Here is a 15,308-nt window from a genome sequence, read left to right as displayed (position 1 = left end):
CTGGAGGGCGGTCCGCGAATTGAACGCGCGAGGAGTGTCTTTGATGCGCCGCGGCTCGACGCCGGGCGTGCGGTTCGCTGCCTGATCGGCGGCGAGCGTGGGTTGGCGTTACCGGCCGAGCGGCGCGTCGTGCGGAATTGCGCCGCCGAAGTCGCTGATCGCGATGTATTTCACGTGGGCGTCGGCTGGAATTTGGTCGAGATTGTTGATCGTGAACACGGAGGTCGATTTCGGCTCGACCATTCCGCCGACCTCGTTCTTGTAGGTCCGCGTGCCCGACACCACGTCGATTTCGCTGAACGACACATGATAGGCGGACGGATTCGTCGCGCTGACCGCGTAGCCCTTGTTGTCGGGAGACGGCACGATCTTCCAGGTGAGGTTTTCAGCTGCATCCTGCGACGTGCCTGGCAAGTCTTTCGGACGCGCGAAAACCTTGATGCGCGTGCGGAACGCGAACTGCAGCGTATTGGCGTCGGGACCGCTTTTCGCCTTGGGCGGCACGTCGAGCACGTTAAGCCAAAAGACCGATTCGCGATCCTGCGGCAGCGCTTCGCCCGTGTACATCATGCGCAGCGTCTGCGATTTGTGGCCATCCATGCGGAAGATCGGCGGCGTCAGGACGAAGGGAGCGGTTGCTTCGTCGGGCTTCGACTCCGCATTGCCTTTGTCCATCCAGACCTGAACCAGCGAAGGCGTGGCGCGGTCGTTATCGAGTTTGACCGTGACTTCCCGGCTCTCAAGCGGATACACGACCCGTGTCCCGCCCACCGTGACGCTCGCGGCGGCACCCCCTGCGACCAGTAGTAAGGTCATGCCCAGTGCGCATGCAATCTTGGTAAGCGACTTCATCGTGGATCTCCGTGAACAGCTGTCTCTAAAATTGGGCGAAAAGCAGGCGTCCGCAAACAGGGACGCCTGCAGTTACCGCTTTACTGGTACTGCATCGTGTACTTGACCGATGTGCTGAGCGGGCCGGCGGTTGCCGCGCCCGTAGCGAAGTACTCGGCGAAATACTGCAGCGTTGCTGCGTTGGTGATGACGGCCACGCCGTTGCTGGCGATGTCGTTATTGGCGTTGGTCACGACGTTGATCGGCTGGAGCGATGCGTTCAGCAGGCGCACCTGAACGTTCGTGGCCGAGCCAGGCGCGGTGGACTGGTTTGCCAGGTAGCCGGTGGTCTGGTCGACGGTCGAGCCGTTTTCGAAGTGCGCAACGGCCTTCGCTGCGCCCGTGCAGCCCGTCAGGGCGAACGTCAGATCGGTCGTGGCCGACGTGCCGGCCGTCGCGCCGTTCGCGCTAAGCGTGCGGGTCGAAACGGTCGGCAACGTAACCGACTTGTCGGCCGGGCCGGACGCGATCGAGTCGATCGAGCAGGTCGTGTCCGACACAGCGCCGGTGAACGTGATCGTGCCGTCGGCAGCTTGCGCGCCGGTGGATGCGACTGCGATCGCGCCGAGTACTGCAATGCTGGACAGGGCTGATGTAGAGAATTTCATGGCAGATCCAAAGAATGAATAGCGAGGCGTGGGTAGAGGAACGCGGCGTCTTTCGGTGAATTACCGCGACGCCGCCACACAGTCGTGATTTGCTTCCTCGTAGAGCCGTTGGAGGGATGAGCATTACTCGCCTGCGTTGGAGTAAATATTAAGTTTTTCGCTTATCGCTTGATGTAGGAATGCTCTCAAAAAGTCTTATGAAAAGCCCTGTGTCAAGTCGGTCTCGGTATTCGGCTCGCGCACGACGGCGCAGCGGTCGAGCAGGGCAGCCTCGAGTCGCGCTTTTACACATTGATTTTTTGGGAGGAAACGTGAAGCGAAGCCGCACGTTCATCGGAGAGGAATGTGGCGCGTGACGCAGGCGGTCGCGCGCAACGGCATTACGTGGACCGACACCGCCCGAATCTGGTTCGGGCGCAGTTTTATCGTCTACCGATCAAAACCGGTGACGCATTCCCAGGCGCAACACGAACTGGTTCGTGCTTGCCGACGCATCCGACGCCCCCGGTACGTATGCACGATCGAGCGCCGTGCCGGTCTTGTCGCCAGCGGTTTTCTGATACGCCGCCTGCGCATACACGTCGGTCCGGACCGAGAGGTTGTAGTCCGCCATCACGCCGAGCGTGTGATAAGTCGGGCGCGCGCGGCCGGAAGTGGCATCGAAATTCGCTGTCGTAAAGACGTACTGCGCGCCGAGCAGGAACGCGGGCGTCAATCGATACGCGCCGTTCAGTTCGAAATTCTGAAACCGCAACGCCGACACCGCGCCGCCCGCCGGCACGATCGACGCGCTGATGTACGACGTCGATACCGGCTGCGACAGCGCGGAGTTCGTGTACGCGAAGCCGAGCGTCGCGGATCCAAACGTGTAGTTCACGCCCGCGCCGTAAATCCGCAGACGCTGCGCGCGGAAGTTTTCGTCGGAGAGCGGAATTGCGCCGTTCGCGGTGCCGGACGGATTGTCCGCGTCGAGATAAGCGGCCGCGATCAGCAAGCCGTGACTTGCGTACTGCGCGCCGACGCTCGTCACGCGATTGTTGGCGAAGCCGCCCGCCGCATTGCTGAACCCATACGTGCCGCCGAACTTGAAGCCGCCGAAATCGGGGCTCGTGTATTTGACGGCGTTGTTCACGCGAAACGAGTTGTCGGTGTTGTCGTTGTCGTAGGGGTGCGAGAACAGATAGCCGCCCCAGTTGCCGTTCGCCGTTGTCGGTGCGAGAAAATCGACGAGCGAATCGTATTGACGCCCGAACTTCAGCGCGCCGTATCGCGCGTCGGACAGGCCGACGAACGCCTGTCGCCCGAATTGCGTGCCGCCTTGCCCGCTGCGTCCGTTGTTCAAGTCGTAGCCGCTTTCCAGCGTGAAAACCGCCTTCACGCCGCCGCCCAGATCCTCCGCGCCCGTCAGGCCCCAGCGGCTGCCTTGCGCGTAGCCGCTTTGCATCTGGTAAGCATGTTCGCCGCCGACATTGCTCGTGTAGTTGATTCCCTCGTCGATCACGCCGTACAGCGTGACGCTGCTTTGTGCCTGCGACGATACCGTCCACGACGACGCAACCAGCGCCGCCGCCACCGCAACTTTCTTCTTCATCTCGAATCTCCAGAACCCTGAGTGGACAAGGCTCTCCGATCTACTGTCTTTATAATTATTGATTGGCAAAGCTAACTAATGAGAGGCCAGTTTATCGCGCGAGAAAAGGGCGATACGGCGATTTATTCAGATAACCCGGACATGACGTATGAGTTTTCGTCGTGCCCAAAAAGCATCGGGACGCGCCGGTTGCCCGGCGCGTCCCGATGAAGACGCGCAAGTTGCTGCGGATAAACGTCAGTTGGTCATCATGTACGGCGACGCGAGCGCGCTCGGCGGGAACGGCTGCACGCCGGTCTGCTTCGTGAAGCTATAGCGCACGTACACCGCCGCAAGCCACTCGCGATACTGATACGCGTTGCCGAACGAAGCCGTCGCGCCGAACGCCAGTTGCGGCGCGAGCTGATACTCGCCCGTGCCGCTGAGCGAATACGAGACGCCGGTCTTGCTTTGTCCCGGATACATCGCGCCCGCGTCGGGCGTCAGATTGTTCACGACGGCGTTGGATTGCAGCTTGCTGTTGGTCGGGAAGTACGGCGAACTGTCCTCGCGATAATGCTGCACGCCGATCGAGCCTTTAAGGTCGTAGGTGAACAGCCCGTTGCGGCCCATGTATTCGATCGGGAAGTTCAGGATCACATACTGCTGAGGGCTGAAATAGCCACCTTGGCCGTAGGTGAAGTACGAGAGGTTCTTGTTGTAGCGCATCAGCGTCGTGTTCGCGCCGACTGTCAGCGTCTGGTCGGCGTCCTTGTAGACGCGCGTGTAGATCCCGCCGCCGCCCTTGACCGCGTTGTTGCTCGCGACGTTGTCGCCGTTGAGGAACTGGTACGCCGCGTTCACGTAGACGCCGCTCGTGCCGTCGTCCCAGCCGAGGTCCGCGCGCACGCCGTTCGACGTCACGCCGCCCCAGGAGAGTTCCTGGCCCGTCTGATTCTGATAGGCCTGATCGCGAGCGCCGGCGTAGGAGAGCAAGCTGTCCGTCACCGCGCGACGCGCGACGGCGACGGAGTAGGTCACGCGATCGGTGATGCCGCCGTCGTACTGCACGCCGCCCACCACGTTTTCGTGGCGGAAGCCAAGCGGCGTCGCGCCGATATCGCCTTTGATCGACCGCGTTTCGTAGCCCACCGATAACCCGACGCCGCTCGCCGTCTGCGATCCGTAATTGTTCACGCCGGTCGCGGCGTCGATGCTGGAGCCGAAGCGGCCGAGCGTCGCTTTCTCGTTGCTGGCCGTGCCGGCGTCGAGCGTGACCGGCGTCGCGGTCACGACGACATGGCCGTTGCCCGCCTTGATCCGGCCTTGGATCGGCGCTTCGATATCGGTCAAGTTGGACAGGCCGTCTTCACCCTCGCGGTTACGAAACACGATCCCGCCGGAGATCGTGCTCGATTGCTCGCGGTTGATCTGCGCGAGTTCATCCGCGACGCCGAGCGTCTGCGCATTCGCGACCTGCGCGGGCGATGGGTACGCCTGCCCGGTTTGCGCTGTCTGCTGCGCCGGATAGTACGCCTGCGCGTAGCCTGCGGGCGGCTGCGGAATGTAGGGCTGTGGCTGTGCGTATTGCTGTTGCGGGTACTGCTGCGGCGGTTGCGGCTGATAAGGCTGCTGATATTGCTGCGGCTGCGCGTATTGCGGCTGCGCGTATTGCTGCGGATACGGCTGCTGCGCATAACCCTGCTGCGGCGCGTACTGCTGCTGTTGTCCATAAACCGGCGGCTGCACATACGCCGGCTGCTGTTGCGCATAAGCCGGCGCGGCGTTCTTCGCTGGCTTTTTGCCCGACGTCCGGCGCGCGGGCGTTCCGTTCACGTTGCCATTCCCGCCGGGCTGCATTTGCGCCGCCGCGTTGGCTTGCGCATCGCGGGCGCCTTGCGACATCGGCCACGGCGAGCTTAGTGCCGGATCCTGCATCGGCGCCGGCTGGTATTGCTGCGGCTGCGCCTGGTACTGCTGCGCCTGCTGCTGTCCCGGATACGGCTGCAACGGCGCGGCGGCCGGCCCGCCCGACTGGCCGGAGCCGTACACGTCGGCGCCATAGCCGCCGGTCGAACGCGGGATCCCGACGGGCGCGCCCGTCGGCGCCACATAAGGCGAAACATAGGGCGCGGGTTGCTGGGGCGGCGGATAGTTCGGCACGGTCTGCGTTGTCGAAGGAAGCGAAGAAGGAGACGTCGATTGGAACGTCGATGAAGGATTGCCGAGCGCATCGACGGCGGTTTTTCCTTCGAACGGATTAGTGCCGGGAAGCGGCGTCGCGCCGATGCGCTGCATCGCCGTTTCCCAGCCGCGCGGCACGTTGCCGCTGCTCGCGGTCCGTGCGGCGGGCGCGAGCGGAGTATTCGCGGCGACGAGCGAGCGTTGCAGATACTGCGCGGCCAGCCCGAGCTTACCCTCGGCGCGATACATCCGCCCGGCGGCCGCCAGCACGCGCGGATCGCCCGGCGCGGCGGCCAGCGCCTTGCTCGCGGTCGCCTCGGCGTATCGATAATCTTTTGCGCCGGTCGCGGCGGGAATGGTCGCGAGCAGCAATTCGAGGTCGTCGGGACGGCGCGCCAGCGCTACGCGATAACTTGTCAGCGCGCTGCGGTCGTCGCCTGCCGAGGTGTAGAGCCGCGCGAGCGCCGCCTGCAGATCGGGATTGTCCGGCATCGCGGCGAGCCACGGCGCGATCACATCGTAGGCGCTCGCCAGATCGCCGCGTTGACGCACGGTATCCGCCTGTTTCACGACGATCGAGAGATTCAAATTGCCGAAGTCCGTGCGCTGCTGCGGCGTAAGTTGCATCGAGGCTAAGCGACGCATGACGGAACCGAGTTCCGCGTCCTGCTGCGTCGCCGCGAGAATGCCCGCGTATTGCAGCAAGAGGCCGGTGTCGCCGGGGGCGACGGCCATCGCGCTGCGCACGAGGCCGAGGCCGCGCGCGGGGTCGCCTGCATCGACATACGCCGATGCCAGCGCGCCCGTCAGTTCCGCGTTGCCGCTCGCGACCGGCTCGGCGGCGCGCAGCACGGCGAGCGCCTGCTGGCGTTGGCCGCTCTTCGCGAGACTCGCGGCGCGCTCGGCCTGAGCGTGAACCCAAAGACGGTGTTGCAGCGCTGGCATTGCGTCGGTGCGTTTCGCGGCGGGAATCCGGTCGAGTTGATCGAGACCGGCCTGCCAGTCCTGCGTTTCGGCGGACAGCAGCGCGCTCGCGTAGAGCGCGTCGGTCATGTCGGGATGCGTCGCGAGGAGGCCGTCCATCATGCTGCGCGCATTGCCGACCGCGCCCTGACGCACGTAGATGCGCGCGAGGTCGAGGCGCAGCCATGGGTCGTCGGGATTGTTCAGCAGCGCATCTTCGAAGAGGCTCCGCGCGGTGCCGAGATCGCCGCGCGCTTCCGCCGCGCGCGCCTGCGCGGCCTGCGCGTCGCCGCGCAGCTTGTTGATGCCGCCCGCTTTCGCCTGTTGTTCTGCGTTCAGCTTGTTGGCAAATTCGAGCGCTTCGTCGCCGCGGCCTTGCGCCGCGAGCGCGCCGACCAGGCCACGGATCGCGTCGGGATTGTCGGCTTGACGACGCAGCGCCATCCGGTACGCCTGTTCCGCGCCGCGCGGGTCGCCGTTGTTCAGCAGCATCTCGCCGAGCAGCGTCTGCGCGGTCACGTCCGACGGATTCAGCGCGATCGCCCGTTCGAAAAGCCCGCGCGCCTTGGCGATTTCGCCGTTGCTGCGCGCGCCGATCGCTTCGCTCGTGTAGGTCCAGTACGTCGCGCTCGTGAGCGCGTCCTTCCAGCGCGCGGCATTGCCGCCGCGCGACGCGCGTTCGAGATAGTTGCGCGCTTCCGCGAAATGCTCTTGCTTCAGCGCGGCGACGCCCATGCCGCCGAGGGCGTCGGCGTCGTCGGGATTCGTTGCGAGCACCGACGAAAATCGCGCGCGCGCCGTCACCAGATCGCCGCGATCGAGCGCGGTGAAACCTTCGGCGACCGTTCGCCCGCGTGCATCGCCGGCGGCGTCGGTCTGCGAGCGTGTACGCGCGGCGCGGTCCTGCTGCACCATCGAATCGAAGCGCGCTTTGACGGCGGCGTCGTCGGGCGAGGTTTGCAGATACGCCTGATAGAGCGGGGCGTCGGATGCCCGCGCGCCGAGCCACAAGAGCGCCTGACGCCAGCTTTTCTTCGCGTCCGCACCGACCGCGCTGTCGTTCGACAACGCCGCGAGCCGCGCGATCCCGTCGCGCCGCGTAGTGTCGCGATACGTCAGATGCTGCGCGTAGGCGAGCGCGTAGCGCGGATCGCCGGGATTCTGGCGCGCCAGTTGTTCGAGGCCGCGTCGCGACTCGTCCCAGCCCTGCGGCGTCGCGGCGAGCGCCTGGTAATACTCCAGCGTCAGCGCGGGCGTCGCGGGCTTGCCGTCGAGCGCGCGCTTGTATTCCTGCACCGCCGACGCGCTCTGGCCGCTTTGCGCGAGACGCCGCGCGTCGTTGACGGACTGATCGCGCGAACTGGTTTCGCCGAGCCGGCGGCCGAGTTCGTCGATGTCCGGATAGTTCGGCGCGACCTGCCGCAGCCGCGCGAGATACTGCTGCGCGCCGCTGCCGTCCTTGCGGTCGGCGAGCACCATGCCCATGCCGAACAGCGCATCGGGCTGCTTCGCGTCGATCCGCAGCACCTTCAGCCACGCCTGCTCGGCGAGATCGCCGCGCTTGTGCGCCTGCCAGTATTTGCCCTGATTGATCAGCACGTTCATCGGATCGGGCGCGGTCTGCGCAAACGCGCTCAGCGGCGCGACGGGCAGCGCGCAACCGGCCGCGAAGCCCATCGCGGCACGGAGGGTGAGAACCCGGAGTGGAACGCGTTTCAGCATGCGCTTCTCCAGTTCGTCACGAGTTGTCCGGTTGAGTCGAAGCGATAACGCCCGTCGATAAAACCCATTCCAAAAAGTCCGAGCACGCGATCGTAATAGACGACATTCGAGACCGCATCCGGCGCGGCGTCGAGCGCCGCGAGATGCGTGCGCGCGAGGCCGAGCGCGCGGTCGTCGCCGACCGCCTTGAAGTACGGCGCAAGCGATGCCCAGTAGCTCAACGGACCTTCGCCGGTTCCCGCGCCGCTGGTCGAGGCGACCTTCTCGGGCGGAATGCCGGTTTGCGCAATACGTTCGCGCATCCCGCCGAGCGCGGCGAGCCACGGTTTCGCAAGCGGATCGGCGGACGCGGTCATGCCCGCCCACAAATACACGCGGATCGCGTCGTAGCTGCCGGTGTCCCCGCTCACCGGATCGACCACGAACTGGCCGTCGCGATACGCCGCCCAATCCGGCGCGAAACCGCGCGGCGACGTGGTCTTGACGAGCTTGTAGGCGTTGTCCGCGAGCGCGGCCCACGGACCGCCCGGCGCGTCGTGCGCGAGCGCGCGCAGCACCGGCAGCGGCAGATAGCTCGGGTTCAGGCGCGTCACGCCGTCCTTGCTGAAACCTTGCGGGCCGGGCAGCAGCATCGGACCGAGGTCGGGCAGATCGGTCACTTCGTGTTTGACGATCTGCGCGGCGAGCGCGCGGCCGAGCGCCGTGTACGACGGATCTTTCCAGAGCCGCCCGGCCTGCAGCAGATCGTAGGCGATCCAGATATCCGAGTCCGACGCCGAATTCGCGTCGAGCACGCCGAACGATCCATCCGGCTTCTTGCCCCATTGCCACGCGGGCAGATGCATGTCGTTCGCGTCGAAATGATTCGCGGCGAGATTCGCGCGCGTCCAGGCGAGCAGACGATCGAAGGTCGCGCGGTCATTGGCGATGAGCGCGAAGAAAAGTCCATAGGACTGGCCTTCGGACGTGGTTTGCTGCGCGGGCGTCGAATAGTCGATCACGCGGCCATCGGCCTGCACGAAGCGATCGACGAAGCTGCGGTACGCCGGCCACGCGCACGCCGCTTCGCTTGCGCCGCTCGCGACGAGCAGCGCAGCGGCCAGCGTCGAAGCCAGCGTTGTTTTCAAGGCAAACTGCATTGTCAATCCTTGAGGCGGCGCGCGGCGATGGAACGCAGCGTGCGGTAGAACAGAGCGGCGATCAGGAGCGCGGCGATCACGCCGGCGAACACCAGCAGCAGCGGATGCGACGACAGCGCCCAGCGCATGTACTGGAACGGTGACAACTGGCCGACATAGTACGCGTCGCCATTGGAGGTGACCGTCACCGTGCGGCCGTGAATCACGGCCATCGCGCCCTGGATTTCGGTGATGAGTTCGGCGTCGAGCAAGGCCGCGCTCAGATCGGCGTCCGACTGGCCCGCCGCGCTCACCAGCGCGACCGCGCTGCGGCCTTTCTGCAGCGGCGATTCGAACCCGGTGATCAGCGCGTCGCCATTGGAACTGACGAGCGTGAGATCGGCGCGCGCGGGCGAGCGTTCGACGCCGTGGTCGCCGTGCCACCAGTCCACCAGCTTGAAACCGACATCCGACAACTGGAAGCTGCGGGAATCGGCGTCGCCCGAAAACGGCATCGACTTGGCCCAGCGTTGCAGGAGCGGCTGACGGCCCGGCGAGCCGAGAATGAGCAAGTCCTTCGCGGCGAGCTGGTCGGCCTGATCGGCGAATGCGACGGTCACGCCGCTCGACGGATAACCCGTCGACGCGCCCATGCGGCCCATTTCGAGCAGATACAGGCTGTAATCGGCGGAGCCCGGATCGTTCGGCAGGATGACGGCGGTCTGCGAGAGATCGGCCATCCGCGTGAACGGGAAGCCGCCGTTCGCGAACGCGGCGAGATCGGGCAGCGCCATGTAATGCGGGAAGCTGGACAGATCGATGGTCGAATTCGGATCGATCGCGCCGACCACGTTGTCGAGCACGCGCCCCGTGCATTCGCCCGTCTTCGGAATGTCGTAGTAGAAGTGCAGGCGAAGCTGCGCGCGCGGCGTGAGCAGGAGCGGCGGCAAATAGATTTCGCGGCGCGCGGCGGCCGTGCGGTCGGGCATGACGCGCGAGAAATAGCGGCCGAGATCGAACGTGGAGGTCGCGACCGACGGAATCCGCAGCGACTGCACGAAGCCGTTGTTCACGCTGATATTCAGCGACGACCGATCCGGCGCGGGGCGCACGGTGTAACGGTAGCCGAGGTCGATCGGCACGCCCTTGGTCTGCCACATGAAGAGGTCGGGCGGCACGCGCAGGTTCACGCGCACGGCGTCGGCGTCGTAGCCGTTCACCGTCAAATCGCGCTGCTCGGCCAGTTCGCCGAAGCGCACGGGGCGGTCGGTCGAGAGCCAGTTGGGCGCGTCGTAGGGCTGGCGCGGCGCGAGATCGGCGAGTTGCGTGACGGTCGCGCTTTCGCCGGTGAACGCGTTCTGGCCGATCCCCAGCGCCTTCGCGGCGGTCTTGAGTTCGGCGTCGTTGCGGCCGAGCACGAGCAGGAGCCGCCCGCGCGCTGCTGCATCGCGTTCGACCACGGCGATGGTCGGGCCGTTGATTTCGGGAATCGTGACGCCGCTCAGATGTGAATCGGAGGTCGCGAACACGACCGCGTTGCCCGACAGCGGCACGTTGTCCATCTGCGCGGGGAAAACTGCGCCGCGATAGCCGGCGAGCGATCCGAACCACGACGCGACGGTCCCGGCGGCTTCGAGCGTCTGCACGCTCGGTTTTTGCGCGAACACGAACGGCAATTCGAGACGGCGCACGTCGCGCCGGTCGAAGAACGGCGCGGGCAGCGCGGCCAGATCCGGCTTGCTCGCGAGCGACGCGTAGGTCAAATCGAGCGAACTCGCGTTGCTGACCGTCGCCCACAGCGACGAACTCGACGGGTCCTCGCACTGCTGCGTGTAATGGCCGATCAACTGCACGTTGAGGTGGTTGAATTCGGTGATGAAACGCGGGTCGATCGACACGTCGCGCGCGACGAGCGTGCCGGCCTGATCGCGCGGAACGGGCAGCGTCGCCGCCACTTCGCCGTTGATCAACACCTTCAACTGCGAGACCGACGCGAGCAGCGCGGGCGAGTAGCTGTAGATCAGATGCAGCGTCGCCGCCGTCACCACTTCGTCGCCGCGCACGGAAAACGGCACGCCGTTCTGGCCGTCGGTGCCACGCAGTTGCAGCGGATCGAGCGCGCCGAGATCGACGAACGAGAGCGTCTGACGACGCCCGCCCGGCACCAGCACGCCGGGCTCGGCGGTGGTCGGCGTGCGTGCGCCGAGCGCCTTCACCGGGCCGCCCGAAAATGCGGGCACCGGCATCGCAAGCGCGGGCTGGGGGATGGTGTTCGGATTCAGGATCGTGGCGGCGCCCGCTGCATTTTCGGCCGCGCCCGAGGCAGAGGCCGAAGCAACGGCCGCGGCGGCCGTTGCGAGCGGCGAAGCAAGCGCCGTCTGCAGCGCGAGCCAGAATGCGAGTGAGCGGGCGAGCGGTCTTGCCGCCAAACGCGATGCGCGTTTCCCTGTTGTTTTATCGACGCGCGGCTTGCACATACCTTCACTCATGGATCAGTCTTTGGTTTTCAGCTTCTTGACGTCGACCGAACGATGTCCCATCCAGGTCCGAAGGTCGCTATAAAGATGTTCGAACAAGCCCGCGATACCGCGCGTGCCCACCAGTAAAACGTGTGACAGGCCGCGCAGCGGAGTATCCGCGAGACGGCCTTCCGACCAGCCCGTCCACGCGTCGGCGCGGGCGAACGTGGTCTTGACGAACTCGAACTCCTGCTCGCGCGTGAGCGTCGTGAAACGCAGACCGACGCGTCCCGGCGCGGTGAATCCGACGTTCGCCGGGAACGAATATTCCTCGTCGCCGCGAAACAGCGAGACCATGACGCGCTCGTGCATCGGCACTTCGATTTCCGCCGGCAACTTCACGCCCACGCCGCCTTCGGAGTAATCGATGGTTTCGCACGCGAGCGTGCGGCCGGTTGAAAATTTCAGCATCACGGGCATCTTCATCAGCACGCGGTGCGTCGTGCGGACCTGGCGGCGCTCGCTCGCGGCAGCCACGCTCGCGCCGAGGATCAGCATGTTGTAGACCGTCCAGCACAGATTCAGGATGGTGGTCTGCACTTCGCTCGACACGTGCCAGTACAAAACGATGTGCGCGATGCCCGCGCCGAAGCCGATCAGGTTGAGCAGCAGCAGGAACAGGTAAGGACGCGAGATCGACCAGTCGAAGTAGTCCTTCGAAATCTGGCCGCCTTTCGCCGTCACGTTGAACTTGCCGAGTTTCGGGTTGATGACGGCGAGCAGGGTCGGCGCGGTGATATACGACGCCAGCACGGATTCATACACTTCGGCCCAGAACGAATGCCGGAACGAGCGCTGCATCCGCGAATTCGTGATGCTCGCGTGCATCATGTGCGGCAGCGCGAAAATGGCGATCGTGCTCGCGGCCGCCTCGATCACGTGCGCGCCGAAAAACAGAAACGACAGCGGCGCGGTCAGGAATACGAGACGCGGGATGCCGTAGAAGAAGTGCATCATCGCGTTCAGATAGCAGAGCCGCTGGCCGATCTTGAGGCCGCGCCCGGTGAGCGGATTATCGATACGGAAAATCTGCGTCATGCCGCGCGCCCAGCGAATCCGCTGGCCGATGTGGCCGGAGAGACTTTCGGTCGCGAGACCCGCCGCCTGCGGAATCGCCAGATACGCGGTCGTGTAGCCGAGCCGGTGCAGCTTGAGCGCGGTGTGCGCGTCTTCCGTCACGGTTTCCACCGCGATCCCGCCGATTTCCTCGACCATCGTGCGGCGCAAGAGCGCGCACGATCCGCAGAAGAACGTCGCGTTCCAAAGATCGTTGCCGTCCTGCACAAGTCCGTAGAACAGTTCGCCTTCGTTCGGCACCTTGCGGAACGTGCCGAGATTGCGCTCGAACGGGTCCGGCGAGAAAAAGTGGTGCGGCGTCTGCAGCATCGAGAGCAGCTTGTCGCGCAGGAACCAGCCGAGGCCGATCTGCAGGAACGAGCGCGTCGGAATGTGATCGCAGTCGAAAATGGCGAGATATTCGCCCTTCGTGATCTTCAGCGCTTCGTTGATATTGCCGGCCTTCGCGTGACGGTTATGCGTGCGGATCGTCCAGTTGACGCCGATTTCCTCGCAGAACGCCTTGAACTCGGGACGGCGGCCGTCGTCGAGCACGTGGATCGAAATCTTGTCGGCGGGGTAATCGAGCGCGAGCGCCGCGTAGATGGTCGGCTTGACCACCGAAAGCGGCTCGTTATACGTGGGAATGAAAATATCGACGGTCGGCCATGCATCGCGCGACGCGGGCAGCGGCACGGGCTTGCGTTCGAGCGGCCACGCGGTCTGGAAATAGCCGAGCAGCAGCACGAGCGCCGAATACACTTCGGCGGTGACGAGCAGCAGACCCCACACGGCGTCGAGCGGACGTTCCCAGTACGTGGTTTCCGTCAGCCGCCAGTACATATAGCGGCTCGAAGCGATCACCGACAGCATGATCATCACGAGCGTGACGTACTTGCCCTGAAGGCGGCGGAACAGGAGCGCGAACACGAAGCAGATGCTCGCGAACGCAAGCTGCTGGCCGAACACGAGCGGCACCGTGACGACGAAATACAGCGTAAAGATCGCGAACGCCGTCACCATCACGGTCACGATCTTGCTGCTCCAGAGCCGCGCATCGACAATCCGTTCGAGGCGCGACGGCGGCGCAAGGGTGGGGTCGGGCGTGCTCATGCGACGTTCCGGGAAGTGGCCTGCATCGAATCGGCGGCGGCCAGCAGCCAGTCGCCGCACGCGCGCAGATCGGCGGCGGCCTGGCTCAGCGGGTCGTAGTGAATCAGCGTCGTGTCGCACGCGAGCGATTCGCTCACGCCTTCGTCCTGATGGATCACGCCGGGGAACATCCGCGTGCCAAGCATGTTGCGCAGCACTTTCAGCACGTCCTTGCTCAACTGGCGCGACTGGTCCACTTGATTGACGACATAACCCTGGCCGCCGAACGCCTTGCGCGGCGCGGCGTAGTTTTCGATCATCCGCTCCATTTGTGGAATCGCCGCGTACGAGGCGGCGTCCGCCAGCACGACGTTCAGCGCGAAATGCGAGGCGGTCAGCGCGGTGCGCGTATAGACCGAGGAACCCGGCGGCGTATCGACGATCACGATGTCTTCCGGGTCCAGCCCGAGCCCGTCGAGCGACTGCGCGAGCCAGAGCGGATCGCGATCCACGTGCGATTCGAACCGCCGGCGATCGTCTTCGACCACCGCGCCGTAAGGCAGCACGGTCACGCCGTCGACGCCGTCGAACATGACGGTTTGCCACGGATCGCCGGCGAGGGTCGCGCGCGAAATGCCGTCGATGGTGTCGAGCGGAATGCCGAAATGCAGGCGCAGCGCGTTTTGCGGATCGAGGTCGAGCGCGAGCACGCGGCGTCCGCGCGCGGCGATGACGGAAGCGAGATTGGCGGCGAGCGTCGTCTTGCCGACACCGCCCTTCGCGGATACCACGGTGATGACTTTCATTTTCTCGGAATACGGCTGGCCGGCCACGGGCGGGCGGGCGTCTGGGTTTCAGTTTCGGGGCGGCTGTTCGCGGGCGTCGCACGCAAACGGTCGAATACGGACGAAAGCGGCGCGTCGGGCAGCGCGGCGATGGGCTGCGTGGCCGGCGCGGTAAAAAGCTTGCCGAGGATCGACGGTCCGGGTGTTTTAGTGAAACTTGGTTGCGCGGCGACGGCGGGTTGCGGCTTGACGACAGGCGGCGGCACGGCGGCGGGCGCGAACGCGGCCGCTTGCACGGGAGCCGGCGCTTGCACAGGAGCCGGAGTCGGCGCGGGAGCCACGCGCACGGGCTGCGCAGCCGCTTCGCTGAGATCGCTCAAGTCGCCGAAACGCGAAGCACCAGCCGGCGTCTCGGGAATGGCGACGTTGGCGACCGGCGGAATGCTGCGGCGATGCGCACGGGCGAAGAGCGGCGGCTTGCCCCGGCCGATCGGCGTGGCGGCCGGGCGGGGTGTATCGGTGCCCGTCCCGGTGTTTCCGGCGGGCGTGAAGCCGCGCGGCAACTGGACGCCGCCACGCTCGGTCACGGTCGGGATCGGCGGTTGGCTGAAATCGAGCGTGGCGAGCAGCGGCCAGCGCGTGCGCGCCGAGCGTGCCTCGTTTTCGCGGCCGATTTCCTGATAATCGCCCGCATTGCCGCCAAAATGATCGAACAGCTTTTCGATGTCGCGTGAAGTATTCATGATGCCGCCATCCTCGTATTGCCTGCTAACGTTCTAAATCGCGCTCTTTATCGCGCT

9 protein-coding genes are annotated in these 15,308 nt (G+C 65.3%); all 9 read right to left on the bottom strand.

The genetic code is table 11. The features are described from left to right. Positions 1-108 precede the first annotated feature (108 nt). Positions 109-852 (bottom strand): fimbrial biogenesis chaperone, encoded by a 744-nt coding sequence (locus AC3D25_RS29110; protein WP_488891943.1) that lies wholly within the window; start codon positions 850-852, stop codon positions 109-111. An 80-nt stretch (positions 853-932) separates the two neighbouring features. Further along, positions 933-1,499, bottom strand: a complete 567-nt coding sequence (locus AC3D25_RS29105; RefSeq protein WP_488891942.1) for a fimbrial protein — start codon at positions 1,497-1,499, stop codon at positions 933-935. A gap of 436 nt (positions 1,500-1,935) precedes the next feature. Continuing rightward, the gene (locus tag AC3D25_RS29100) at positions 1,936-3,090 is read right to left on the bottom strand and encodes a porin (RefSeq protein WP_488891941.1); all 1,155 of its coding nucleotides are present in this window, start codon (positions 3,088-3,090) and stop codon (positions 1,936-1,938) included. Between the two features lie 237 nt (positions 3,091-3,327). Then, positions 3,328-7,938 carry a cellulose synthase subunit BcsC-related outer membrane protein gene (locus AC3D25_RS29095; protein WP_488891940.1) on the bottom strand — a complete coding sequence of 1,537 codons (4,611 nt, stop codon included), beginning with the start codon at positions 7,936-7,938 and terminating at the stop codon, positions 3,328-3,330. Beyond that, positions 7,932-9,077: a cellulose synthase complex periplasmic endoglucanase BcsZ gene (gene bcsZ / locus AC3D25_RS29090; protein WP_488891939.1), complete on the bottom strand. Its 1,146-nt coding sequence runs from the start codon at positions 9,075-9,077 to the stop codon at positions 7,932-7,934. The genes AC3D25_RS29095 and bcsZ overlap by 7 nt, the downstream gene beginning before the upstream one ends. A 2-nt stretch (positions 9,078-9,079) precedes the next feature. Further along, the gene (bcsB, locus tag AC3D25_RS29085) at positions 9,080-11,545 is read right to left on the bottom strand and encodes a cellulose biosynthesis cyclic di-GMP-binding regulatory protein BcsB (protein ID WP_488891938.1); all 2,466 of its coding nucleotides are present in this window, start codon (positions 11,543-11,545) and stop codon (positions 9,080-9,082) included. A gap of 3 nt (positions 11,546-11,548) precedes the next feature. After that, complete coding sequence (gene bcsA, locus AC3D25_RS29080; RefSeq protein WP_488891937.1) at positions 11,549-13,744, bottom strand: UDP-forming cellulose synthase catalytic subunit; 2,196 nt, start codon at positions 13,742-13,744, stop codon at positions 11,549-11,551. Then, positions 13,741-14,529 (bottom strand): cellulose biosynthesis protein BcsQ, encoded by a 789-nt coding sequence (gene bcsQ, locus AC3D25_RS29075; protein WP_488891936.1) that lies wholly within the window; start codon positions 14,527-14,529, stop codon positions 13,741-13,743. The genes bcsA and bcsQ overlap by 4 nt, the downstream gene beginning before the upstream one ends. Beyond that, a complete protein-coding gene (gene bcsP / locus AC3D25_RS29070) occupies positions 14,526-15,251 on the bottom strand; it encodes a cellulose biosynthesis protein BcsP (protein WP_488891935.1) in 726 nt (241 codons plus the stop codon). The genes bcsQ and bcsP overlap by 4 nt, the downstream gene beginning before the upstream one ends. Positions 15,252-15,308: the final 57 nt, after the last annotated feature.

The organism is Caballeronia sp. SL1002 (assembly GCF_057814995.1).
Note: the sequence above shows the minus strand (reverse complement) of the source record. Positions and strands in the feature narration are given on the sequence as shown.